The organism is Leptolyngbya sp. UWPOB_LEPTO1, assembly GCF_017302695.1.
Classification (GTDB): domain Bacteria; phylum Cyanobacteriota; class Cyanobacteriia; order Leptolyngbyales; family Leptolyngbyaceae; genus Leptolyngbya; species Leptolyngbya boryana.
In genome coordinates this window covers 193748-218680 of the sequence record NZ_JAFLCJ010000004.1, presented here as the reverse complement: position 1 = coordinate 218680, position 24933 = coordinate 193748, and the positions used below count along the sequence as shown (strand labels likewise).

The 24933-nt window shown below is 46.6% G+C and carries 16 protein-coding genes; 4 read left to right on the top strand and 12 right to left on the bottom strand.

Annotation, left to right across the window (positions count from 1 at the left end; genetic code table 11):
* Positions 1-18 precede the first annotated feature (18 nt).
* The 3 genes from J0L70_RS08500 to J0L70_RS08490 form a co-directional block, all read right to left on the bottom strand.
* Positions 19-1218 carry an acyl-CoA dehydrogenase family protein gene (locus J0L70_RS08500; protein ID WP_287454067.1) on the bottom strand — a complete coding sequence of 400 codons (1200 nt, stop codon included), beginning with the start codon at positions 1216-1218 and terminating at the stop codon, positions 19-21.
* 89 nt (positions 1219-1307) lie between these two features.
* Positions 1308-1850, bottom strand: a complete 543-nt coding sequence (locus J0L70_RS08495) for an OsmC family protein (RefSeq protein ID WP_086371059.1) — start codon at positions 1848-1850, stop codon at positions 1308-1310.
* Between the two features lie 100 nt (positions 1851-1950).
* A complete protein-coding gene (locus J0L70_RS08490) occupies positions 1951-2211 on the bottom strand; it encodes a hypothetical protein (RefSeq protein WP_026148861.1) in 261 nt (86 codons plus the stop codon).
* A gap of 266 nt (positions 2212-2477) precedes the next feature.
* Here J0L70_RS08490 and ppk1 point away from each other — a divergent pair, with 266 nt between their 5' ends.
* Entirely contained in the window at positions 2478-4628 is a 2151-nt protein-coding gene (ppk1, locus tag J0L70_RS08485) for a polyphosphate kinase 1 (protein WP_287454066.1), read from the top strand.
* Positions 4629-4770: 142 nt separating this feature from the next.
* Positions 4771-6804 carry an NAD-binding protein gene (locus tag J0L70_RS08480; protein WP_287454065.1) on the top strand — a complete coding sequence of 678 codons (2034 nt, stop codon included), beginning with the start codon at positions 4771-4773 and terminating at the stop codon, positions 6802-6804.
* Between the two features lie 18 nt (positions 6805-6822).
* Here the strand turns inward: J0L70_RS08480 and J0L70_RS08475 are convergent, their stop codons facing one another.
* Positions 6823-9537 carry a cation-translocating P-type ATPase gene (locus J0L70_RS08475; RefSeq protein WP_287454063.1) on the bottom strand — a complete coding sequence of 905 codons (2715 nt, stop codon included), beginning with the start codon at positions 9535-9537 and terminating at the stop codon, positions 6823-6825.
* A gap of 237 nt (positions 9538-9774) precedes the next feature.
* Between J0L70_RS08475 and J0L70_RS08470 the strand changes: the two genes are divergently transcribed.
* Positions 9775-11553, top strand: a complete 1779-nt coding sequence (locus J0L70_RS08470) for an ABC transporter ATP-binding protein (protein ID WP_225885680.1) — start codon at positions 9775-9777, stop codon at positions 11551-11553.
* Entirely contained in the window at positions 11550-13337 is a 1788-nt protein-coding gene (locus J0L70_RS08465) for an ABC transporter ATP-binding protein (protein ID WP_287454060.1), read from the top strand. The genes J0L70_RS08470 and J0L70_RS08465 overlap by 4 nt, the downstream gene beginning before the upstream one ends.
* On the opposite strand, the gene J0L70_RS08460 is transcribed toward J0L70_RS08465, so the two are convergent.
* The 8 genes from J0L70_RS08460 to J0L70_RS08425 all read right to left on the bottom strand — a co-directional run bounded on the left by J0L70_RS08460 (position 13334) and on the right by J0L70_RS08425 (position 24928).
* Complete coding sequence (locus tag J0L70_RS08460) at positions 13334-16498, bottom strand: response regulator (protein ID WP_268181199.1); 3165 nt, start codon at positions 16496-16498, stop codon at positions 13334-13336. The two genes, J0L70_RS08465 and J0L70_RS08460, sit on opposite strands and share 4 nt — an antisense overlap.
* A 195-nt stretch (positions 16499-16693) precedes the next feature.
* Complete coding sequence (locus J0L70_RS08455) at positions 16694-17488, bottom strand: iron-containing redox enzyme family protein (RefSeq protein ID WP_017289952.1); 795 nt, start codon at positions 17486-17488, stop codon at positions 16694-16696.
* Positions 17489-17571: 83 nt separating this feature from the next.
* On the bottom strand, positions 17572-18501 hold the full coding sequence (locus J0L70_RS08450) for a TauD/TfdA family dioxygenase (protein ID WP_287454057.1): 930 nt from the start codon (positions 18499-18501) through the stop codon (positions 17572-17574).
* Between the two features lie 5 nt (positions 18502-18506).
* Entirely contained in the window at positions 18507-19277 is a 771-nt protein-coding gene (locus J0L70_RS08445; RefSeq protein ID WP_287454056.1) for a class I SAM-dependent methyltransferase, read from the bottom strand.
* 521 nt (positions 19278-19798) lie between these two features.
* Positions 19799-20380 (bottom strand): Uma2 family endonuclease, encoded by a 582-nt coding sequence (locus J0L70_RS08440; protein WP_287454054.1) that lies wholly within the window; start codon positions 20378-20380, stop codon positions 19799-19801.
* Positions 20381-20822: 442 nt separating this feature from the next.
* Positions 20823-21857, bottom strand: coding sequence for a phosphotransferase family protein (locus tag J0L70_RS08435; protein WP_287454053.1), 1035 nt, complete (start codon positions 21855-21857; stop codon positions 20823-20825).
* 24 nt (positions 21858-21881) lie between these two features.
* Entirely contained in the window at positions 21882-23732 is a 1851-nt protein-coding gene (locus tag J0L70_RS08430; protein WP_287454051.1) for an ABC transporter ATP-binding protein, read from the bottom strand.
* Positions 23732-24928 (bottom strand): glycosyltransferase family 4 protein, encoded by a 1197-nt coding sequence (locus J0L70_RS08425; protein ID WP_287454049.1) that lies wholly within the window; start codon positions 24926-24928, stop codon positions 23732-23734. Before J0L70_RS08425 ends, J0L70_RS08430 begins: the two co-directional genes overlap by 1 nt.
* Positions 24929-24933 lie beyond the last annotated feature (5 nt).

The following is a 24933-nucleotide window of genomic DNA, read 5'->3' as shown; positions in this document are numbered from 1 at the left end:
TAAAAAAATAGTTCTGTTCTAGCTGATCTTGTCGAGATCATGCAACATTTTTTTAAGCTGTTTAAGCGCAGGAGTGACAATTGCGACGAAGTAAGCTTCTCTCAGTTTTCGTTCAACTTTTGAACCGTGAAGATAGGCTCTTGCGCCAGCATGTAACATCGCTGATTGAGCTGCTCTTAAAGATAATTCTGAGCCAAGAATTCTGGCTTTAATGACTTCCTTAAACAGCGATTGCTCAATTTTCTCTTGACCTACTAACTCATCTGCTAAAGCATAAGTTGTCTGCCGAGCCGTTTCTAATTCTGCGGTTAATTCCTCAGCTTGATCGGGTAAAAATTGATTGACATGTCCATAGCGTTGATTCGATCGCTCAATCAAATCAATGCAGCTTTCGACGAGTCCTAATCCCATACCGACCTGAGTCAAAACAAAGCCAGGACGAATCCGAGCAACATAATTCTCACAAGGTGCTGCCAAAATCCATTCATCAGGCACAAACACATCGCGAAAGACACAGCTAAAGGTATTACTTCCTTCTAGTGCAATGAAATGAGCATTGCACCGAAGCGTTAAGCCTTCTAGCTCATCCGATACGATCGCCATCAGATAGTCATCGCTGTCTGCCATCTGAGCCGCAATGCCAAAGTAATGTCCTGCCCCAATGTTCGACACCCAAGGCAACATGCCATTCAGCTTGTAGCCGCCAGCAACTCGTTCTGCTATCAGCGCAATTTTCTCAATCCCGGCAAAGTGCTTCATCGGGTTCGATAGTCCTGTGCCTCCCAAGGCTTGTCCAGTTGCAACTAACGGCAGAATTTGCGTTTTCAAATAGTCGTTGTCGCTATTTTCCATGTACCAAGTGCAAGCAACTTGGCACCAACTCATAAATCCTGTGCAGAGACACTCCTGCGAAATTGCTTCGATCGCTTGAATTGCCCCGCGCAATCCAGTCCCAACTCCGCCATATTTTTGGGACACTGCTTGCCCAAAGCCTCCGACTTCTCCAACCCGGTGCATAAATGCACGCGGATATACGCCTTGTTGATCGATCGCTTCAACTTGCGGTGCGAGATCTGATGCGATCGCGCTCTGCAACTGGGCGAGCATCAAATCAACCGATGCAGATGTCTCACAACTGGGATCGACTCTCGAATGGATCATTGAATCAGTCATGGGATCGATCGTCGAATCGATCATTGTCCTGGAAATTGCTTGCATATTCTTGATGACTTCAATAATGGATTCTGACCTGATCAGATTGGATTTTTAGTATCGAACCTGATCAGGAACCGAGTCGGTCAAAAGCATTACTTCAAGGAAACATCCATATTGACCGGGAGCCGCAACGTGTTCGCAACAGGCGACCAAACATTAGAGTGAGCAACCAGATCGTCTAATTCCTCGCGGCTAGCATCGCCTTCTAAATCGACTTTGACGCGAATATCGGTAAAGCCCAAGCGCTTGTCCGATAAGTCACCGATGCCCCAAACGCCCGTAATATTGATGTCTCCTTCAAGTTCAAGCTCTAGCTTTGTCAGAGTGATTCCTCGCATGGTTGCATTGGCATGGATGCCCACCGATAGACAAGAGCCAAGACATGCTAACACTGCTTCAGAAGGGTTCGGTGCAGTGTCTTCTCCTAAGAGTCCAGGCGGTTCGTCAATCACGTGCGCGGGCAAATCCCGAACATAGGTCAAATTGCGAAATTGACCTTCGCAGACAGTCTTCACTTTGAGCGCTTTCACAACCGTCGGGTCAGCTTTAGCGGTTTCGGCTAATTTGTCGAGTCCGACTTTGCTAATCGGGCGGAGGGGAGTTTTGACCTGAGCGGTGACAGTCGTATCAGCCATAGCGATTTCATCTAAATAGAATGTTCTATCTAATTGAATCAGAGATGGCTTGGCGAATCGGTTCGTTTCGTTACAAAATTGCATTCATGACACTGAATTCTCAAAAATTGCCAAAATCCCCAGAGCCGTCCTTAAACTTCAGTTGGTTCACTTGAACCAAGGTATCGAGCCGAAGGATGGTTCCGCTTTGCAGTCGCAAAAATTCTTGCTTGTTTTGGGAATACACATCGACGATTTGAGCTTCGAGAACAATTTTCTGATGGGCAGCATCCTGGTAAACGATCGTACAAGACTGATGACGCATTGCCAGTAATACAAGCTCGTCATACAAATCGCAACGAATAGGCTGATAAGGTTGCATCGGATTAAAGCGGAACAACACTGTTAAAAGGCTAAATGATTTGGCATCTGAAGAGGTTAAAACTTGCTCTGAAACAGAATGAGTTTTGTCGGTTCGAGTTCACCCATCAGAAGGCAAACTTCTCTTCATTTGACAGTTCAGTACTTTGCCCAATTCGTCAAAGAACTCCGTAGGTCATCACTTCGATCGTCGTATGTGTTGGGGACGACTTCCAACTTATAACAGTTCTTGGGAGGATAAGTGTTACTGACTTCTAATCAAAAAATATGCCTAGGGCAAAACAAACCGCTTCGAAGTTCCACCTCGACGACCCCCAGTACTATCTCAACCGAGAATTGAGTTGGCTAGAGTTTAATCGCCGCGTTCTGCATGAAGCGATCGATATACGCACTCCTCTACTAGAGAGAATTAAATTTACGGCGATCTTCAGTGCCAATCTTGATGAGTTTTTCATGGTACGGGTCGCCATTTTAAGAGAACAGGTCGAAGCGCAAGTTGGCACGTTAACGCCCGATGGTCGTACTCCCGAGCAACAGCTTGCTGAAATTAGCCAACAGCTTCGTCCTATGCTGGTTCAGCAGCATCAGCTATTTGAACAAGACTTACGCCCACAGTTAGCCAAAAACAGCATTCATATTCTTAATTACATCGATCTCAGTCAAGACCAGCAGACTTATTTACACCAGTACTTTGAGAAACGAATTTTTCCAGTTCTGACCCCGCTTGCGGTTGATCCTGCCCATCCTTTTCCGCAGATGTCGAACCTCAGCCTCAATCTAGCGGTTGTTATCAAAGACCCAGATACCGGAGAACAGGACTTTGCTAGAGTCAAAGTTCCAAGCAATCTGTCTCGATTTGTGACTTTTCCCAAAGAGTTACAGCAATACAAAGGAGAGTCATGTTTGTGGCTCGGGGTTCCCCTAGAACAAGTAATTGCTCATAACTTATCGCTATTATTTCCAGGAATGGAGATTCAGGAATACTATCCCTTTCGAGTCACGCGGGATGCTGACTTGGATGTGCAGGAATATGAAGCGGATGATTTGCTGCTCGCGATCGAACAAGAATTACGGAAACGACTGCGAGGCGGCTCGGTCTTACGACTGCAAATTCCAACCTCTACCTCTGAGTTTGTCCGCCAAAAATTGATGCAAGGCATGAGTCTAACCGAACTAGAAGTGTACGAAACCGAGGGACTGCTTGGGCTAAAAGACTTAATGGCATTGACAGCAATTCCTTGCCCATCGCTGAAAGATTCGCCTTGGACACCAGTGATTCCCGCGCGGTTGAAAGGGCTAGCCCCCCAATTAGACACTCGAATTGATGCGGACGATCGTGGCGATGGGCTAGATATCTTCTCTGTCATTCAACAGCAGGACTTACTGGTACATCATCCCTATGAATCGTTTACCGCTTCGGTTGAAACGTTTATTACCCATGCGGCAACTGATCCAGATGTTCTAGCGATCAAAATGACTCTTTATCGTACCTCTGGGGATACCTTACCCAAAGCGCTCATGCAGGCAGCAGAGAATGGTAAACAAGTGGTCGTCTTAGTCGAACTGAAAGCACGATTTGATGAAGAAAACAACATTAACTGGGCGCGTCGATTAGAAGACGCAGGGGTGCATGTTGTTTATGGCTTAGTTGGATTTAAGACCCATACGAAAGTCGTGCTCGTGGTTCGCCAAGAAGCGGATCAAATTCGTCGCTATGTTCATATCGGCACTGGAAACTACAGCCCAAAAACCGCAAAACTCTACACGGATTTAGGATTGTTGAGTTGTCGTGAGGATCTTGGTGCCGACTTAACTGATCTCTTTAACTATCTCACTGGGTTTTCCAAACAACGATCGTATCGGAAATTGCTGATTTCACCCATGACCATGCGCGATCGCATAACGGCAATGATTCGGCGTGAGATCCAACATTGTCAACAGGGGCAACCGGGTCGCATCATTGCTAAGATGAATTCCCTCACGGATGTTGAGATGATCCGCACCTTATACGAAGCATCACAAGCGGGTGTGCAGATTGACTTGATTGTGCGCGGGATGTGCTGTTTACGTCCTGGTATTTCAGGAATTAGCGAAAATATTCGAGTGGTGAGTATTGTCGGACGATTTCTCGAACACTCTCGAATCTTCTACTTCCATAACAATGCGGAGACTGAACTCTATTTAGGAAGCGCGGATTGGATGCGACGCAATCTCGATCGACGAGTGGAAGCTGTCACGCCCATAGAAGACCCATCCATTAAGCACACCTTAACAGACACTCTGCATCTGCTGCTGTCGGATACTCGCCAAGCTTGGCTGCTTCATGCCGATGGTCGCTATACCCAATTACGCCCGCAAGAAAATGAGGCAGAGTGTAGTGCCCAACAACGGCTGATGGAACTGACTCAACATCATTAATCAATAGGATTAGCTCACAACGCGAGTCTAGATGCCATAATCTGAAGACAAGCTGACCAGAGCAGGATTTTTGAAATCTTTCGGAATCTCTGGCAAGCTTTTGTTTTCCGGTGCGCCATCTAGCCTATTTTCTATTGAACCAATGTCGTTGTCACAGTCGTTCGGTTCCGATGATCATTCCGTTCAGCCATCATCTGACTTCATCTTAGTGTGTGGCTTGGGGAGTTTGGGTCAGCAATGTGTGCGCTATCTCAAAGAATTTGATGCGCGTGTGATTGCGATCGAAGAAGCGAGCAGCAGAACTTGGGAACTTCCAGAACTGCCAATCCTGCTAGATGAATTCGTGATTGGAGATTGTCGGCAACTCGAAGTGCTAGAGCGAGCGAAAATTGCTCAATGCCGCGCGATTTTACTGGTGACGAGTAGTGAAACTGTCAATATCCAAGCAGCTTTGGCAGCGCGATCGCTCAATCCAGCTATTCGATTGGTGATTCGTTCTGACCAGCAAAATCTCAATCAGCTTTTGGGACAGCAACTCGGTAACTTTGTTGCATTTGAAGCTACTCAGCTTCCAGCACCTGCGTTTGCTTTGGCAGCATTACACCAGGAAACGATCGGATTATTTCGATTAGGCAATCAACTGGTGCGAGTTGTTCAACAGCAAATTGAACCAGAGCATCCTTGGTGCGATCGACGCAAGATTTATGAGCTAAACAACTCAACTCGAACGGTTCTCGCTCACAATCAAGTCTCACCTCGTTTCTATCAGTGGGAGCAAGAACAGACAATTTTTTCAGGAGATACGATCGCTTACGTTGAAGTAAATGAAATTCCACATCATCGATTACCTGATAGGTCGTGGAGGAGAATCAAACTATCAATTGCTTTAAAGGCACTGATCAGTTCACTACAGAAACAGAATTTAACGCAACTCCTATATCAATTCTGGCAAGATAGTAATCAAACTCAGAAAGTCACGATCGTTTCAGGTGCAACAATTGGTGGATTAGCGTTATTAGGCACGCTACTGTTTTGGTTGAACTACCCTGACATTACGCTACAAGACGCATTCTTTACAACAGCAGTCTTATTACTCGGCGGTTATGGTGACTTATTTGGGCAGGTCAAACTAGAGCTACCGATTCCGTTGAGCTTAAGACTGTTTAGTTTGCTGCTCGCGATCGCAGGTACTGCCTTTGTTGGTGTATTATATGCTCTCTTAACGGAACGTTTGCTCACTGCAAAATTTCAACTTCTCAAGCGCCGTCCTCCAGTTCCGAAAGAAGAACACATTGTCATCGTTGGTCTCGGACGAGTCGGACAGCGAACGGCAACCCTGCTCCAGGAAATGAGACAATCCTTGGTTGGTCTCAACAGCACCAATCTCGATCCGACTATTTTGCCGACGATGCCTTTATTAACGGGTAAACTGACCAGCACATTAGCAAAAGCAAATTTGCAAACCGCAAAAAGCGTAATTGTGTGTACCGATGATGAAGTCGCAAACTTAGAAATCGCATTAACAGCTTGCCAACAAAATCCAGGGCTGAATTTGGTGATTCGGGTCTTTGATCCTCGCTTTAGCAAGAGTATCGCCCAACTCTTACCTTATGCAAAAGTATTGGGCGCTTATCGCTTGTCTGCGGCAGCATTTTCAGCCGCCGCATTTGGGGAAAATATTCTGAGTCTATTTCGGCTCAATCAACAAACAGTTCTAGTAACCGAGTACCAAATCACCGAAACCGACACGCTACACAGACATCTTCTTTCAGATGTGAGCTACGGCTATGGCATCGTTCCTATTTTGTATCAATCTGCCCAACATGAGCCTGAACAATGGATGCCTTCGGGGGATATTCGAGTGGGGAGCGGCGATCGCTTAGTCGTGTTAGCCACAATGGAAGGATTGCGAAATGTAGAACAGGGGAAAATGACGGCGAAAACCTGGCAGGTGCGGGTTACAAAAGTCCTGACTCAGGATGCACAGTTTGAAGCAACAATGGCGATCGCACGAATTTCGGGCTGTGAGATTGACGCAGCAACCCACGCTCTGAAGACCTTACCGACAACACTCCCGATTGACCTTTACCCCCATCAAGCCCAACGTTTAGTGCTGCAACTTAGACGAGTGCAAGTCGTTGCTGAAGCATTCCCCAATTCCTCAAGTCATGATTAGAAGGTCTGATGTTCTGCTTTATGCTCTAGAACGGCGACGGTTCCACTTCAGCAACTCAATCAGCAAGTAAACTCCTAGCGAAGTTGCCAAAATCACGCCCCATTCACTTGGCTGTACTGGAGCCGTTCCGAACACTTGGTTCATCCACGGAGCATAGGTAAAGAGCATTTGGAGTGCAATCATCACCCCAACTCCTAGCAGTAAAATCGGATTCGAGAATATCCCTAACTGAAACATCGAGTACGAGAGCGATCGACAATTAAACAATAAGAAAATCTGACCAAATACGATCGCATTCACTGCGGCCGTACGAGCCGATTCGATACTTGCCTGATTGCGAATCGCAACTTCATAGACCACAAACGCGAAAATACAAAGGAGGATGCCTGCCAATGCGATAAATCGCACCATTGATGGTCGTAGTAATGGAGATCGAGGTGGACGCGGCGATCGCGTCATAATCTCTGGTTCTTTCGGTTCAACTGCTAGTCCTGTACCGAGTAAAACGGCGGTCGTCGTGTTAATCCACAAAATTTGCAGCGGTAAAATCGGTAAAGTAATCCCCAACAAAGTCGCGACAAAAATGACTAATCCTTCACTCAGATTGGTCGGTAACGCCCAGACAATAAACTTGATAATGTTATCGTAAACGCCTCGTCCTTCTTCTACAGCCGCTTCGATTGTGGCAAAGTTGTCATCTGTCAAAATCATCGAAGCAGCTTCTTTTGCAACTTCCGTCCCTGTAATTCCCATTGCAATGCCAATATCAGCTTGACGCAAGGCAGGCGCATCATTCACACCGTCTCCCGTCATCGCAACCACATGCCCTCGGGATTGCAAAGCTCTGACTAGGCGTAATTTCTGTTCTGGAGTCACTCGTGCAAACACAGCCGTATGTTCTGCGATCGCTGGAAGTTCTTGATCGGATCGCTTGGAAATCTCAGTTCCGGTCATGGCGGCTCCGGTGCGATCTTGGGGCGGTGATTTTGCGAGTCCAATTTGTTCTCCGATCGCGGCGGCTGTGCCAATATGATCTCCGGTGATCATTTTCACTTTAATGCCAGCATTTCGACAGGCTTGAACAGCTTGAACAGCTTCTTCGCGAGGCGGATCAATCATGCCTTGCAATCCTAAAAAGGTTAAGCCGTGATCTAAACTTTCATGCGTCAGAGAGGGCGGAACAGTTGGCAGGTCTAATTTTGCAAATGCTAAGACTCTTAATCCTTGGGTGGTCATTTGCTCGACACATTGATGAAGTCGATCGACTTCTAACGCGATCGTGTCTCCCGATGCAGACAATTCTCCGGTGCAACGAGGAAGCAGGCTTTCTACAGAGCCTTTAATATAGATCAATGCCTGATCTGCAACCGGATGTAAGGTTGCCATATATTGATACTGTGACTCGAACGGAATACTATCGTGTCTGGGCAACTCTTGTGCAAGCGTATGACGATCTAACCCTGCTTTGTGAGCAACGGTAATCAGCGCGGCTTCAGTCGGATCACCAACAATCGTCCAGCCTTGATCTTCCTCAACAATGCGAGAATCATTACACAAGAGTCCTGCTTTCAAACATTCGATGAGCGCTTGATTTTCACCTGAAGTCGAAAGCTCTCCTTTTGGTGCATAGCCAACGCCTGACACCCGGATGACTTGATCTCCTGCATAAATTTCTTGCACGGTCATTGCATTCTGCGTCAAGGTTCCAGTCTTGTCAGAACAGATTACCGTTGTGCTACCCAAGGTTTCGACTGTTGGGAGTTTGCGAATGATGGCATTGCGTTTTGCCATGCGATTGACCCCGATCGCTAACGTGATCGTGACCGCAGCAGGCAATCCTTCAGGAATTGCGGCGACTGCTAACGCAACGACGCCTAAAAAATTATCGTCCAAAGAGTAGCCTCGCAGTGCACCTGCCACAAATGCGATCGCAGATGCTCCCAAGACGACATACATCAAAGTCTGACTGAATTGGTTAATTTTACGAGTCAGAGGAGTCGTGAGGACATCGGCGGAAGAAATGAGTTCGTTAATATGTCCGATCTCGGTTCGATCTCCAGTGGCAATCACGACTCCCGTTGCCGTTCCATACGTAACCAAGGTGGAAGCATAGGCAAGATTTAAGCGATCGGCTAAAGCAGTTTCGAGATCGAGTTGTGAGATCGTATTCTTTTCAACCGGAACAGATTCACCCGTCAGCGCAGATTCATCAATCTGAAGATCGCGCGATTGCAAGAGTCGCAAATCTGCTGGTACTTTATTCCCAGATTGAAGTGTTACGAGATCACCTGGAACTAATTCAGTCGCTGGAATTTGTTGCTTTTGCCCGCCGCGAATAACAGTAGCATCACTTTGCGCCGTTTGCGCGAGCGCTTGCATGGCTTTGATCGCTTTGTATTCCTGAGCAAACCCAATCAAAGCATTGATCACAACTACTGCTAAAATCACCCACGTTTCAACCCAATCTTGCAATAGGGCAGTAATTCCAGCAGAAACTAACAAGATATAGATCAGCGGCTGATTAAACTGTTCGAGCAGCAAAATGAGCGGGTTTTTTCCGGCTTTCTGCGTCAATTGATTCGCACCATATTTTTGCTGACGCTGTTCTACTGCTAGAGGATGCAATCCCTGATCCGGATGAGTTTCCAACCGAGTCACCACTTCAGGAGGAGGAAGATGATGCCAGTCTGAAGCAGATTGTTCAATATCGGACGAAGACTCACGCGTGATCATAGTTGCTCGTTAAGGCAAAGTACAACAACTCTTCTTTTGTGGAGAGAGTTTAGCCTCAAGACTATCTTGGGGCTAAAATTGCAACCTCAGCCTTAAGACTTAGGCATTGCTCAGCCAAAGACAGATGTAATTCTAGAAGGGCAAATCACTTGCGAAAATTAGTCTTTCTGGAGTTACACCTGCCTTACAGCAGATACTCAAAATTCTTCTGTATGATAATATCGCTGAATTTAGTCAGTGAAGAGTAGGATTACCTTGACTCAATCGCAGGACAATTCATCGATCGCGGCACTTCAACGAGTGCTGCAAGGTCTAAGATCGCATCGGTACGTAGCGCTTGGAGCAGTGTTAAGTCTGATCTTGCTGACGATCGCAACAGCGGTCACTCCGCAGATTTTTCGATGGGGAATTGATCAAGGGATTGCTGCGAAGAATTCTACTGTCGTCTGGGAAAGTGCAGCCCTGATGGTCGTTGCTGCGCTCGCGCGCGGATTGTTTAACTTTGGGCAAACATTCTGGTCAGAATCGACTTCACAAGGCGTGGCGTATGATCTACGCAATCAGCTTTTTATTAAGCTGGAAACGCTGAGTTTTAGCTATCACGATCGCGCGCAAACCTCACAACTGCTGACTCGTGCGACGAGCGACATCGAGCAGATTCGGTCGTTTATTGGCACAAGCTTGATTCAAGTCATTGGAGCCGTCATCACACTGGTGACGATTTCAACGATTTTGCTGATTATGAATTGGCAATTAGCGCTGATGACGCTCGCAGTTTTGCCGATCGCGGCTTGGATATTGACGCGGTTTTTCACTCGGAATGGCAGTGTGTTTCAGCGAGTCCAAGAGCAACTCGGCGACCTCAATGCTGTTCTGCAAGAAAATCTAATCGGTGTGCGGGCTGTCAAAGCTTTTGTGCGGGAGTCCCAAGAGGCAACTCGCTACACTGCATTGAACAATGAACTGATTGCAGTCAGCATGAAAACGCTGTATGCGATTCGGAACACGTTTCCAATCATTTTTCTGCTCAGCAATTTGATTACAGTTGTGGTGATTGGCTATGGCGGCGCACAGGTGATTCGGCAACAATTTTCTATCGGTGAACTCGTTGCGTTTAATTCATACCTACTCTTCATTCTTCAACCGATTTTACTGATTGGATTTGCTGCACCTGCGATCGCTCAAGCCGCAGCTTCTGCCCAACGCGTCTATGAAGTGCTGGATGCAGAAGTCGAAATTCGCGATCGACCGAATGCGATTCCGTTTCGGACTTGTGGGGGCAGGATTACATTTGAGAATGTGTCATTTCGCTATCCAGGCGCAACAGTCGAAGCCTTGAAAAATGTTTCTTTTGAGACGAAGCCGAACGAATTGATTGCAATTCTCGGCATGACTGGATCAGGAAAAAGCACGATCGTCAATTTGCTCCCTCGATTCTATGATCCAACCGAAGGTGCAGTCCGCATTGATGGGCATGATGTTCGAGAATTTAACCTGATGAGTCTGCGATCGCACATTGGCATTGTGTTTCAAGAAACAACTTTGTTCTCAGGGACATTGCGAGAAAATATTGCGTATGCAAAGCCGGATGCGACCCTTGCAGAAATCATTGAAGCAGCGAAAACAGCCCAAATTCATGACTTTATTTCAGAGCTTCCAGAAGGCTATGACACGGTAGTGGGCGAGCGGGGAGTTGGATTATCCGGAGGACAGCGCCAGCGAATTGCGATCGCTCGCACGTTACTCACCAACTATCACATTCTGATTCTCGATGATAGTACTTCCGCCGTCGATGCGAAAACTGCTACACAGATTCAAACAGCACTCGATGATTTGATGGAGCAAAAAACTTGTACTGCCTTTGTCATCGCGCAGCGGATTACAACCGTTCGCAATGCCGATCGTATTTTACTAATGGATCAAGGGTTGCTCGTCGCACAGGGAACCCATGAAGAACTCATGCGAAACAGCCCATTGTACAGCGCGATTTTAGAATCTCAGGTGAAACCAACATGAGCAGTGCTTTTGGAGCAACCGAAAAGTCTACCCGCCAAGTGTCTACACTGCGGCGATTTTTACGGTATGTTCGACCCTATCGAAAACAAGTTCCGATCGCATTATTGTGCGTATTGATTGGTGCTGCATCTCAAGCTGTTGGACCATTCTTTATTGGATGGTCGATCGATCATTTAATTGCACAGGGCAATCTGCAAGGGTTACTTCTCGCTTTACTCGCCTTGACTACGATTTACGTGCTCGGTATCCAAGCCATTCGGGAGCAGATTGTCCGGGTCGGTTGGATTGTGCAGCATGTTCTTGCGCAATTGAGGCAAGATATTTTTACTAAGGTACAAAGCTTACCCTTGAGCTATTTCGATCGCAGTGAAGCAGGCGATTTGATGAGTCGGTTGCTCAATGATGTAAGTACCGTCAACCAAGCCTTTGGTCAAACGATCGCGCAAATGTTGGGGAATTTGTTTAGTTTGATCGGCATTATCATTGCGATGTTGTCAATCAATCTTCAGCTTGGATTAGTTAGCAATTTTGTTGTGCCGTTGATGATTCTCACGACTGCGCTCTTTTCACGATGGGCGCGATCGCGATTTCGAGTTACACGTAAAACGATCGGGGAACTCTCAACCAAGCTCGAAGAAGATATTGGAAGTGTCCGGGAAGCGCAAGCATTTAACCGGGTGCAGTTGAATATTGACGAATTTGATCAATTGAATGCGGCAAATCGCGATGCCAATATTGAAGCTGTTGCGATTACGGCTGCATTTTTACCTTCGATCGATTTTCTCAATACTCTAGCAACTGCGGGTGTCCTTGCCTATGGTGGGTATTTAGCCGTCAGCGGGCAAGCAACTGTTGGAGTCGTCACGGCATTCTTGATTTATGTGCAGCAGTTCTTCAGACCGATTCAGATTTTGAGCCAGTTTTATACTCAGGCACAATCGGCTTTAGCAGGACTGGAACGAATTTTTAGTTTACTGGATGAACCCTCGCAGTTAAACGATGCACCGAATGCGATCGAGATGCCCCCGATTCAAGGTGAGGTCAAATTCCAGAATGTTGCTTTTGGCTACACGCCTAACCAGCGCGTTTTGAATCAAGTGAACTTGCTAGCAAAACCTGGACAAACGATCGCGCTCGTCGGTGCGACTGGAGCGGGAAAAAGTACCATCATTAATTTAATTCTGCGCTTCTATGATGTGACCGAGGGAGCAGTGCTGATTGATGGAATTGATGTTCGATCAGTGACTCAAGCGAGTTTACGTCGTCAGATTGGCATTGTTTTACAAGATACGGTCTTGTTTAGCGGCACGGTTGCCGAAAATATTGCGTTTGGTCGTCCAGATGCCACTCACGCTGAGATTGAATCTGCCGCCCAGATTGCCAATGTGCATGAACTGATTACTACCTTACCCAAAGGGTATTCGACCTATCTCGGTGAGCGAGGAGCAATGCTCAGTCAAGGTCAACGCCAGTTGATTAGTATTGCGCGTGCTGTGTTGATTCAGCCTCGGATTTTGATTTTAGACGAAGCAACCAGTAGCATTGATACGCGGACTGAGGCACTGGTACAAGATGCGATCGCTCGGTTATTGCAAAATCGAACGAGTTTTGTAATTGCTCATCGACTCAGTACAGTGACTCAAGCAGATCAAGTGCTGGTCGTACAAGGTGGACAGATTGTAGAACATGGAACCCATCAAGAATTACTAGACCAGCAAGGGATCTATGCCAATCTCTATGCGTTACAGCTTGGGTCAACGACACCCGTGAATACAGCACCTTAAGTCGATAGCCAAACCCGCAAGAGCGAGATCAGTTGATCTAAATTGAGCGGCTTTGTAATGTAATCTGACGCGCCTGCTGCTAAACATTGTTCTCGATCGTCTTTCATTGCCTTTGCCGTCAGGGCAATGATGGGCAGCGATTTGAAGCGGGGTTGTGCTCGAATTGCACGAGTCGCATCGTACCCATCCATTTCTGGCATCATAATATCCATCAATACAAGATGGATGTCTGGATTCTGATTCAAGACTTGCAGCCCAGTCCGACCATTCTCTGCATAGAGGACTTCCATGTCATATTCTTCTAGCAGACTCGTAATCGCAAAAATATTGCGGACATCATCATCGACAATTAAGACTTTTTTTCCAACCAGAATTGCATCAGAGGGCTGCAATGACTGAGTGAACGATTGAGATTGAACTGATTTGAGTTGAACTTGATGGAGAAAGAGCATCATTTCATCAGACAAGCGCTCGGGCGATCGCGCATCTTTGATAATGATGGTTTCGGCGAGTCGCTTCAGTCGAGCTTCTTCTTCAAGCGTCAATTCTTTTGCGGTATAGACAACAATTGCCAAGGTTGGATAATGAGTTTTGATGTCTTCAAGTAACTCAAATCCGTCTCGATCCGGCAGCATTAAGTCTAAAACAGCACAATCAAATTCTGTCGATTGCAGCATTTCTAAAGCTTGTACTCCGGATCGGGCGATCGCAATTTGTACCTGATCCTGTTTGAGCAATTCACATAGACTTTCAGCCTGCGTTGGATCGTCCTCAATGATTAAAAGCTGCTTGACTCGATCAGCTAAAAACTGTTTGAGGATCGAAAAAGCCTCATTCAGTGCAGTTAGCGTAGCGGGTTTTTGCAAATATGCGATCGCACCAAGCTGTAAACTGCGCTCTAAATAGTCATCTCCTGACAGCACATAGACAGGCAGATCATGTTGAGGATTTGATCTCAAGTAGTTTAAGATACTCAATCCGTTGCCATCCGGCAGGTAGACATCCAGCATCATTGCCACAGGTTGAAACTGTCGTAAAAGTTCAAGCGCTCTATCACTTTGCGTCGCAATTAGCCCCTTAAAGCCTTGTTGATGAGCGATTTCTAGCAAGCTGTAGGCAAAGTTTAAGTCATCTTCAACAATCAGCAAAACAGCATCCTCCGGTTGCAGTGATGCGAGATCGTCTGCAACGACCCTAGTCATAGAACGCTCACTGGTCTCAGGCACGATCGCAGGCTGCACCGTTTCAACAATCGGCAAATAGAGCGTAAACGTACTGCCCTGATTTTCTTGACTCGTAACCGTCAATCTTCCCCCCAAAAGCATGGCGAGTTCTCGACTAATCGACAGTCCTAATCCTGTCCCACCATACTTACGACTGGTCGTTCCATCGGCTTGCTGAAATGCCTCGAAAATCGCAGTCTGCTTATGAGCCGGAATCCCAATTCCGGTATCTTTTACTGAGAATGCAATCTCAGAGGATTCAGCCGCTATGCTGATCTCAATGCTGCCTCGTTGAGTAAACTTAAAAGCATTCGATAATAGATTTCTGAGAATTTGTTGAAGGCGTTTTGGATCGGTCGTAAAGTTGGTTGGCAGGTGCGGATCGAGCGCGATCGTAAAGTCTAATCCTTTACTCAAAGCGACCTGCTGAAAGATTTGTTCGAGGGCTATCTTCAAATTGGGGAATGAGATGGGTTGTAGCTCGATCGACAATTTACCCGATTCAATTTTGGCAAGGTCTAAAATATCGTTGATCAGATCGAGCAAATCATTGCCCGCCGCATAAATGGTTTGGCTATATTCAACTTGTTTTGCTGTCAAATTACCATCGCGGTTCTCGCTGAGCAAATTTGCCAGAATCAATAAACTATTGAGCGGAGTTCGTAGCTCATGCGACATGTTGGCGAGAAATTCAGATTTATAGCGTGAACTGAGTGCAAGTTGTGCCGCTTTCTCTTCTAGCTCTACATTCAACTCTTGCAACTGTTCATTGGTCTGCTGTAATTCTTCTTGCTGCTCGCGTAACTGAGCTTCAGAGACTTTCAGTTCTTCTGCTTGTTCTTCTAATCGGCAATTCGTATCTTGAAGCTCAGTTTGCTGGCGTTGTAGCTCTTGCGTCAGCGCTTGAGACTGTGCGAGTAATTCTGTTGTCCGAGCAGTTGCCGCGATCGTTGTCAGCACGACGCCCAAAATCTTACTTGCCTCATCAAGAAAAGTCAGCGAAATTTCACTAAACGGCTGAAATGAAGCAAGCTCAATCACTGCGACTACTTCAGACTCAAACAACACAGGCAGAACAATCAGTTGCCGAGGAGAGGCATTGCCTAAGCCGGAACTAATTTGAAGATAATCACTGGGAATATCACTCAGCAGTAAAGATTTCTTATCGATCGCACATTGCCCAATTAGCCCTTCTCCCAGTTGAAGCTGGGGTTTGAGTTGTGCTGAGGCTTGACTTGCATAGCTGCCAACTAATTTCAGCACAGGCACGCCTGAGTCTTGCTCGAGCCAGTAGAATACGCCTTGTTGCGCTTCTACCAGAGAACAGAAATGAGAAAGCACGCTTGCCGCAGTACTGGTTAGATCTCGTTGCCCTTGCAGTCTCTGGCTCAGTTCTGCCACATTCGACTTGAGCCAAGTTTGAGCAGCATTATTTTGCTGTGCGACTTCTAACTGTTGCCGTCGCTCCTCAGCCAGTTTCAGCGTTTTCAGCAGGTTTTCGACTCTGGGAACAAGTGGGGGTAACGTCAGTGCAGCAGAGATTGAAGCGAGTGCTGTCAGCAGTTTGATATCACCTGATAGCCAATACATCGGATTCCAGAGTGTGACGACCTCCATGAAATGGGTTGCACCACAGGCGACGATAAATGCACCAAAAACGAGAAAGATCCAATGAAAGGGAATTTCTCGGCGGGTTCGATACACGAGATACGCAAGCGTCGCCGAAATCGCGACGTAGCAGATCCCAATAATCGTATCGGTCGCAACATGGAGCCAAACTAATTCTGGTTTCCACAAATAACAGTGACCGTGAGGAATAAATCCAGCAGCGGTCAGCAAGTTCTGGGCGAGTCCAGGATATAACAGCGTAGCGGCAATCGCAAACGCGATCGCGAGGGTAATGTAAAGAGAATTATTCTCCTGGCGACTCTGTAACATCTATCCGATGGGTGAGAACTGAGGTGATTCCTTCAAGGATATCGCAATTCACTCGTTCCACTGATCGAGATCAAAACCTCGCGTCCACGCACGATCGCGAACATTGCTCTCAAGATAGTAAAACACCTCGACCTAGCACTACTTTGTGAAGGTAATAGTACCTGCCCTAGGTCTGAACGTACTGCACCGCAAAGTTCAAGAAATATACAGGTAAAGTTGCTCGAAAAATCGCATTCGCAACGACAAAGCAAAGTCGATCGACTGCTGACACTGAATAAACCAGTAGGGTTTGTCCGAATAAGCCATCATAATTTCCTCAAGTGTCTCTGCATGGGCATCGTCCACCTCCATATGAAGCTTAAAGAAATAAAGATGTGTTTCTGGAATACCCGCTTTTAGCAGACCTTCTACAAAGATGCCGTACATTCGAGGCACAATCGCTTCTGTTCCTAGTGAAAGAAATGCGCTGCTTAAGGAGGCAGACGATCGCAAACAAAAATCTAGATACTCTTTGACGAACAAAACCGTTGAATCTAAATATTGAATTTGAGAAGTATCAACATTCAACCCTTCTCGAAGAAACTGGTGAAAAATCTCTGTGTGCCGCTCGTCTGGATTAGTTCCACCGCTCTCTTCCCAAAGATTATCAATCAGTTTGACCCGCAACGCATCGAACTCCATATTTGCCATTAGCCCGGCAAGGTAGCGCGTGAAATTTTGAGAGTAGAGCGAGTATTGGGCAAAGATCAGTTGAAAATCTGATTGAGAGAGGCTACCGGAGCGACAAGCTTGAAAGAGCGAGTTCTGCCAGAACGGATGCGACTGCATGAATTGATTGAGCGCCATTCTAGCCTCAGCAGGAGTGCTTGGTGGCTCACATGCCCCAGACTCTACGGATGCTAAATCTTGTCGAATCGAAACAACCGATTGCCCAACTTCACGATTGAATTTCAGGATCGTTCGCTTGAACGGGGGAAGAGCATTGTGCATAGGGGTTAGGGAGATCTAGATGAATGAAACAAGGACAAAGCATACTTACAAAACTGATCAATCAAACGGAAACAGAATCGGATTCAAACTTGTTCGAGCCACATCCGTAGCAATAAACGTTTCTGATCAGGCTCAGCATAATCTTGATAGTTCGTTCGGTTGTGAGCCACTTTGAAGTTGTTGACCCACAGGATGTCTCGCGCTTCGAGCTTAAATTGCAGAACCAGATCTTCAGCGCATAAAGTGCGATCGAGCGCATCGAATGCTGCCGTCTGCGCTGCATCCAGTAAAGCTCCTGCTTTTTGATGACCCCGCTCAATCCAATAGCGCATATAGCGAAACGTTAAACCGCGCCGTCCTTGGTGAGAAAAGATAGGAAACTGGTTTTTTCGTAAGTTTTCTAACGAAAACGCAGATCCTGGGGTAACAATATCGCGAATGTAGTCCTGATGAAGAAGCGATATTGCCTTCGGATCACTTGCTGCTAGGCGCTGATAAACAGCAGGGACACTCACCACTTGCGACTCTCCACCCGATAGCGCAGGACGAAGACACATCAAACCCACAACATCTGGCAAACAATCGATCGCGCTGCTGTCAGTGTGAAAAGACGTTTCGGCATTCGTCTGAGAAATAGGAATTCGGCTAGTTTGATACGATCGCCCCAAATCTGTTACGTCATAAACCAGACCATAGCGATCGATGGGTTTACCAATTCGTTGACCCAATGCCAGGTAGAAGTTGCGGCAGACCAACTCACTAAAATTGAGGGGAACGCCCCGCAGCAAGACGATGCCACTCCCATCAAACAGTTCTTTTTGAATGGTGCGGGCAAGCTGATCGAGGTGTTGCAAACCAGCAGACGGATCTGCAGATGCCCGATGAAATTCTTGGAAAACGACTGCCGGAATTGTCAGTTGCCATTGAGACGATCGCAGCATATCGGCTCTTGTCCAGTCCTGATCACGGATGAGATCGACCTGGTTCTGAGCCTTAGTTAAGGATTGAATCATGGAAGTTATGATGAACGGGTCACTCGCATCAGTAAGTGGAGCGGAATATCAACAACAGGCTCAAAGAAAGACGAATCTAGCTCAAGTAACTCAGGCGTAACGGTGAGTTCTTGCAGTTCAGGCATGGCTGTGAATCCAGCCGTTTTTAGGGCTGTAAGGTAGTCTGAGAAGACTTTATGAAAACTACGCACATCTAATGCAATTCCATCGCGCCGCCAAATCTTGCCACTGAAAGCATGGTCGCGTCCTGAGAAGTATCCTTGAGATTCGGAGTCGAAGTAGAATGGCGCAGACTGACGGTGAGTGAATGCTAGCATCGGATGGGGAACGACAAAGATAAAATCTCCCCCGACAATCAGTAACCGATGAACTTCTTGCATCACACAGAGCATTTCATCGATCGAAAGATAGTTAAACAAAAAGACTGCAACCGCTAGGTCAAAGCTCTCTGTCTTTAATGCTTTTAGGTCAGTTGCGCTACCAGCCTGATACTGAATACCTAGAGGAGATTGGCGCTCTTGAATTTGGGCGCGCTCAATCATCTCTGGAGAAATATCAATGCCGAAAACGGATGCTGCTCCTCGTTCTTTGAGTTGTCGCGCACAGTATCCTTCTCCACACCCTAAATCCAGAACTCGCTTTCCAGTAACGTTCCCGCAAAAATCCAAGGTTGGTGGACGAGCGGTAAAGTCCGAGAGAATCGTCGGCTCATGTCTGACCCAACTAGGCGCACTTTTATCGTATATCGCCTGAACGGTTGAAGGTGGCTCTCGCATAACGCTTGAAATTTCTAATTATTTTTACGTAATCTAAAAACATACTTAAGACCATAACTCAATAGATTTACGGTGTCTAGGCACTCTTCAAATATAATCTTCACAATATGATAAGTATTATCTATAGTTCAATCGACTTGGATGCAGTTTCGCTAAACGCATGAAACGGCAAATTTACTGAATTATCGATTCAAGAATTCAGTACAGCAACAGTAGCCGCCTTTGCTCTGTCCAATCACAGGCTCAATAGCACTACGGCACTTGAACAATCGCAGTACTTTCCTAGTAGACAACCTGTCTGCGGATTCAGAAGCAATGACTTCGATTGTGCTACTAACTATTCCTATAAAGCCGAATCGTAAACTTTGTCATCGGCGCTGTGTTTTTGATGTATTTACAGCTGATAACCGGAGAGCTTTTTTACCCCCTTGATGGTCTTTTCAAACATCCTCTAACTCTTGCTTTATTTTTTCCTTCAGCATGATGTTCTAGAGATCCTGCACTTCTAGTATGAGCGATCGCTATTCTTCCTCCTCAGCAGGAACTAGCATAATGTCTTCGTAGAGAAGCTCGATCGGGAATTTGTAATCAAGACTAGTCAGCTCAATTTCATCTCCTTCAGCATAAGCAGTCAGTTCCCATTTCTCTTTCTCATTCAATCGGAAAATCTCAACATTGATAGTATCAGAGCTAATTAAGACATATTCTTTTAGGCTTTTCAGTTGGCGGTATTTTGCGAACTTTTTACCGCGATCGTAAGATTCAGTAGTGGGTAAGAGGACTTCAGCAATCACGCAAGGATGTTCAGCAAATTTTAATGCAGTACGATCGCGCTCATCGCAAGTCACAGTTGCATCAGGATAAAAGAAAGGACCTTTCTCGCTGATTCTAAGTTTTGCGTCAGAACTAAAAACGCGACAGCCATGCCCCCGCAAATGGCTTTTTAACACAGTAACAAAGTTAACAGCAATTTCACTGTACGGAAGTGTTCCGCCTGTCATCGCGTATACTTCACCCTCTAGATACTCATAGCGAATTTCCTGCCGTTCTTCCCATTCGAGATATTCTTCAGGACTCAAAGAGAATTGGGGACTCGCAACCATAAGAATCTCTCCGCCGAGATCAGATGTTTCTACTTTAACGGCTTCTACTTCTTGATAAGCTATGGATTCAAGAAAAAGAAACAATTCAGCACTGCCAATATTCCTAATATTCTTACTGTGTCGTTGATTCAAATGCCTGATTCAGAAGCTAACGGTTGTGCGGAGTGTACCCACATCAATTGGATCGTTGCTGGCATTGTCATCGAGATTAAGGAGCGAAAGATTTAGATTGAGCGAGTTTGATCGTTGGAAACATTCCTAAAGCTATTTCTGCCACCATTATGCCAAAGCGAAGAAACTGATACCCAATCAATTTTTGATCGCGACACTTGATGTCCTAGCGAATTCCATTCACAAGGCATTGGTCGCAAACATTTTTCAATTTGGTATGAGTCATAGACAGTCCAAGATTCAATCGATGCGACCTTCAACCTGAGGGCGATTATCTCAGCACCAAAGACGGTTGCTTCAATCGATGCTCGCAGTGTTCCAAAATCGCTTCTGTAAAAGGCTGACGTTCCGGAAATTGCGTACTGAGGTAGATATGCCGGACTAACGTCAGAGTAGTATACACTTCGATCGCATGATGAGTTGCTTCACCGCTAATCTGAATAAAGCGATCGCTAAGTGCAGCTTGCTGAGTTGCTAGAGCATTCGGATCACCCAATAAACGCAAGCTTTGTTCAATGAGATGTCCATTGAAATTGCCAATATCAAGCTCTGTGTCACCGCCTGCAAATAGATCAAAATCTAGCAAATAGAGCCGTGACCCATCGACTAGCACTTGATCCGGGTAAAAATCGCGATGAATGCCGCAGATCAAATTCGATGAAATTGAACTGGCTAAGCGATCGCATTGAGCTAAAACTTGTTCTAGCCGGGTTTGCCAGTGAGGGTATTGCACGATGACTCGAGATAAGCGATCGTGCAAAATCGCCATTTCTTCCTCAATGCCATGACAACGTTTCGGCAGAATCCAAGCGCGATGGAGTTTGTGTGCTGCATCTGCAATCCCTTTTGCAAGTTCTGTTCCTGCCGCTGTTGAGATGACCTCAGTTGCTAGAATGCCAGGGACTTTGCACTGAAGCCACATCCGCCATTGAGGAACCACCCCGATCGGCTCTGGCACAGAAATCCCATCGGTACTATCCTGTCCAAATCCGTGATCCCAGAGGAGTTGCTGCAATCGGTAGCAGGATCGATCGAGTTTTTTCGATCGTACTTTCGCGATCCAGGTCATAGATCGTACCTCACCTGCATGCTCGATTAAGACATCGTACTCAATCAAACAGCGTCGTTGAGGTTTGTAGCGAATCACGCGAATCGCTTGTATCTCTATTGCTTTAAGCCGCTCTGAGCGGTAGAAAAGCTGAGTTTGGAATTGCTGTTGGACTTGTACTGGATCAAATGCAGTCGCTAAAAAACTCAACTTTGGATCAGCAAGAATGTGGAATGGGTCTTGAATCGCGATCGACATAACAGACAAAACCTAAATTGAACACTAAATCGAACACTCAAGGTTAGATGCAGCAGCATACTGTCGTTCAGTTGCTTGCAGTCGATAAAGAGCAGCGTAGCGATCGTTGAGTTGCATTAAGGCTTCATGGGTTCCTCGTTCGACTAATCGCCCTCGCTCCATGTAAAAAATAAAATCAGCACGGGCAGCAAGTTCTAAATCATGCACAATCAAAAAGGTCGTGCGTCCAACTGACAAACGTTCTAAGGCATCGATTACTTCTTGCTCGTTTGCTTTATCTAAGCCCGTCGTCGGTTCATCTAAAATCAAAATCGGAGCCTGACGAATGGCGGCTCGTGCGATCGAGAGCCGCTGGCGTTGTCCACCCGATAGTGTTACACCCCGTTCGCCCAAAATCGTGTCATAGCCTTGGGGCAAGTTCAGAATAAACTCATGGGCATTTGCAAGTTTAGCAGCCGCGATCACATCGGCTTCGGTGGCTGTCGATGCCCCATAAGCAATGTTATCCCAAACACTAGCAGCAAAGAGTAAACTATCTTGCAAGACAACACTCATCTGAGTGCGCAAAGACTCCAGGGTATAACGGCGAATGTCTTGATTATCAATCAAAACTGTGCCTTGATCCGGTTCGTAGAGGCGTAGTAATAATGTTGTTAACGTCGATTTGCCACTGCCAGAATAGCCTACAATTGCAACGCGCTGACCCGGTTTCACTGTAAAACTAATGTCTTGTAGAACCGAATAGCCTGGCTCATACGCAAAGCTCACGTTGTCAAACTGAACGGCTCCAGCCAATCGAGGGGCTGGTTTTGCTTCGGGCAAGTCGTAGATGTCTGGGGCTTGATCCAGCAGATCGAGAATGCGATCGCCAGCGGCAGAAGCTTTTGCCAATCGTCCAATATACTTGGCAAAGTCGCGCACGGGCTTAAAGGCATTTTTCAGATAAGTGAGAAATACAAGCAGATCTCCCGGAGTCAGCGCGTTCCTCAATACTAATTCTGCTCCACGCCATAGCACAAGCGCGGTTGCTGTCGCCAGAAGCACTTCTACCGTACGTTCTAGTTGAGCCGATAAGCGCTTTGCCTTCACGCCTTCTTTCAAGCTTTTCTGATTTTGATGCGTGAAGACTGTCGTAAATTTATCTTGTAACGATAATGCTTGAACTAATTTGATGGCTCCGATGGACTCGGCGGCGGTCGCTGCCATAGATCCTTCTCGTTGCCGCTGCTGTTTGGAGACAGCACGAATGCGTTGGGTGAGCCGAAAGGTAGAAAACCAGAAGATCGGCAATAAGGTTAGCCCTAGTATCGCGAGTTGTGCATTCAGCCAAAACATTACGCCTACCATGCCTAAAAGAATCAGGCAGTTCGCGAGCAGGGGCAGCAATGCTGTAACAACGACCTCTTGAAGCACGGCTACATCACTGATCACCCGAAGGGTTAAGTCTCCACTGCGCGTACGACTGTAGAACGATAAAGAGAGCGTTTGCAAATGGGTATAAAGCACACTGCGAATTTCAGTGAGCACCCGATTTCCTGCTAATGCAAATCCCACCGTGCTCCAATAGGCAGCGATACCTCTTATTCCAGCGAGTGCCACGATTGCGATCGCGCAAAGCAACAACAGCGATCGCGTATCTAAAGCCCCAATCAACGGCACAGGATGCAAAACGGCTCCACCTGCTTGTTGAACAAAAAGCTCATCAAAAATGAACTTGAGCGGCAATGGTTCTAGCAATCGCAGCGCAATTTCGCCAAACAATGCCAGCATCGAGAGTGTGATCAAAGATTGCTGCTTGCGAATGTAAGGCGAAAACCGTTTCAGGATTCGCCCGATGCCCGGAATCACCACTTGAAGCTGTTGAGCAGGATTCATCAAGCAACCTCCAGCGTTGAAACCGTTTGCTGCATGAAGCCGACGATCTGCTGTGCTACTCGTTCCCAAGTATGCTCTCGCAGAACAGTTGCTCGTGCTCGTTGTCCTAGTTGCAGACGTAATGATGGAGATTGATAGAGTTCAGCGAACTGTTGGGCTAACTGCACCTGATTCCCTGGCTCATACAGCAGCCCATTGACATCAGATTGAATCAATGTCTGGATTTCTCCAATCCGGCTGGCAACGACAGGTAATCCGGCAGCCATATACTCATACACCTTGAGCGGCGAGAAATAAAAATCAGGATAGTCAGGATAAGGGGCGACGGCAACTTGCATTGATGCTAGCAGTCCTGGAATTTCGGTTGGAGCAACCTTGCCTGTGAACTGCACGGCTGTGTGGATATTGCGATCGAGTAGATCTGCTTCTAAACCAGCACGTTCAGGGCCGTCTCCCACGATCAAAAGTCGCGTTCGAGGAAACTCATCGTAAAACTGAACAAAAGCTTCGACTAAGGTGGGCAACCCATGCCAAGGTTTCATGGTGCCGACAAAGCCGATCGTAAAATCGTCGCTCGGTTGAGTCGGAACTTGCGGCTTCGTGAACCGGTCAGGATTCACACCATTCGGAATAACCTGCACCTTTCCCTGAGTTTCCCGATAGTGCTTGAGATAGTTCGCAACTCCTTGGGAAACTGCAACAATGACATGAGCGGCGCGAAATACTCGTTGTGCAACTGCTTCTGCACTTTCGCGATGGACTAAGCCTCGATGAGTCGCTTGTTCTTGAATTAAAGGGGCATTGACCTCCAATACTGCCGGAATGCTATGACTGCGAGCATATTCCATGCCAGTAAAGCTCCACAACGAGTAGCGCTCATAGACGGCATCAAACGGTTCTGCTTGCTCTAATGCCAGTCGTAGCTCCAGATTGAGAGAGAGTAAGGTCAGTTCGCGTTGTCCGGTTTGGCGCGGTTCTACGGCAGCTTGACTCACCGCTCTCGGTAATGTAGGCAAGGTGTGGCAAGGAACAGCAGCAAAATCTGCTGGAGGTTCTCCGCCCCAGCGCATTGCAAATAGTTCTACTTGATGTCCTTGTTGCAGCAGTGCTCGAATCACTTCTTGTACATGAATCGAACACCCTTTACACCCAAATACGGGAATGCCTGGATCAGCACAAACATAGGCAATTCGCATTGTCA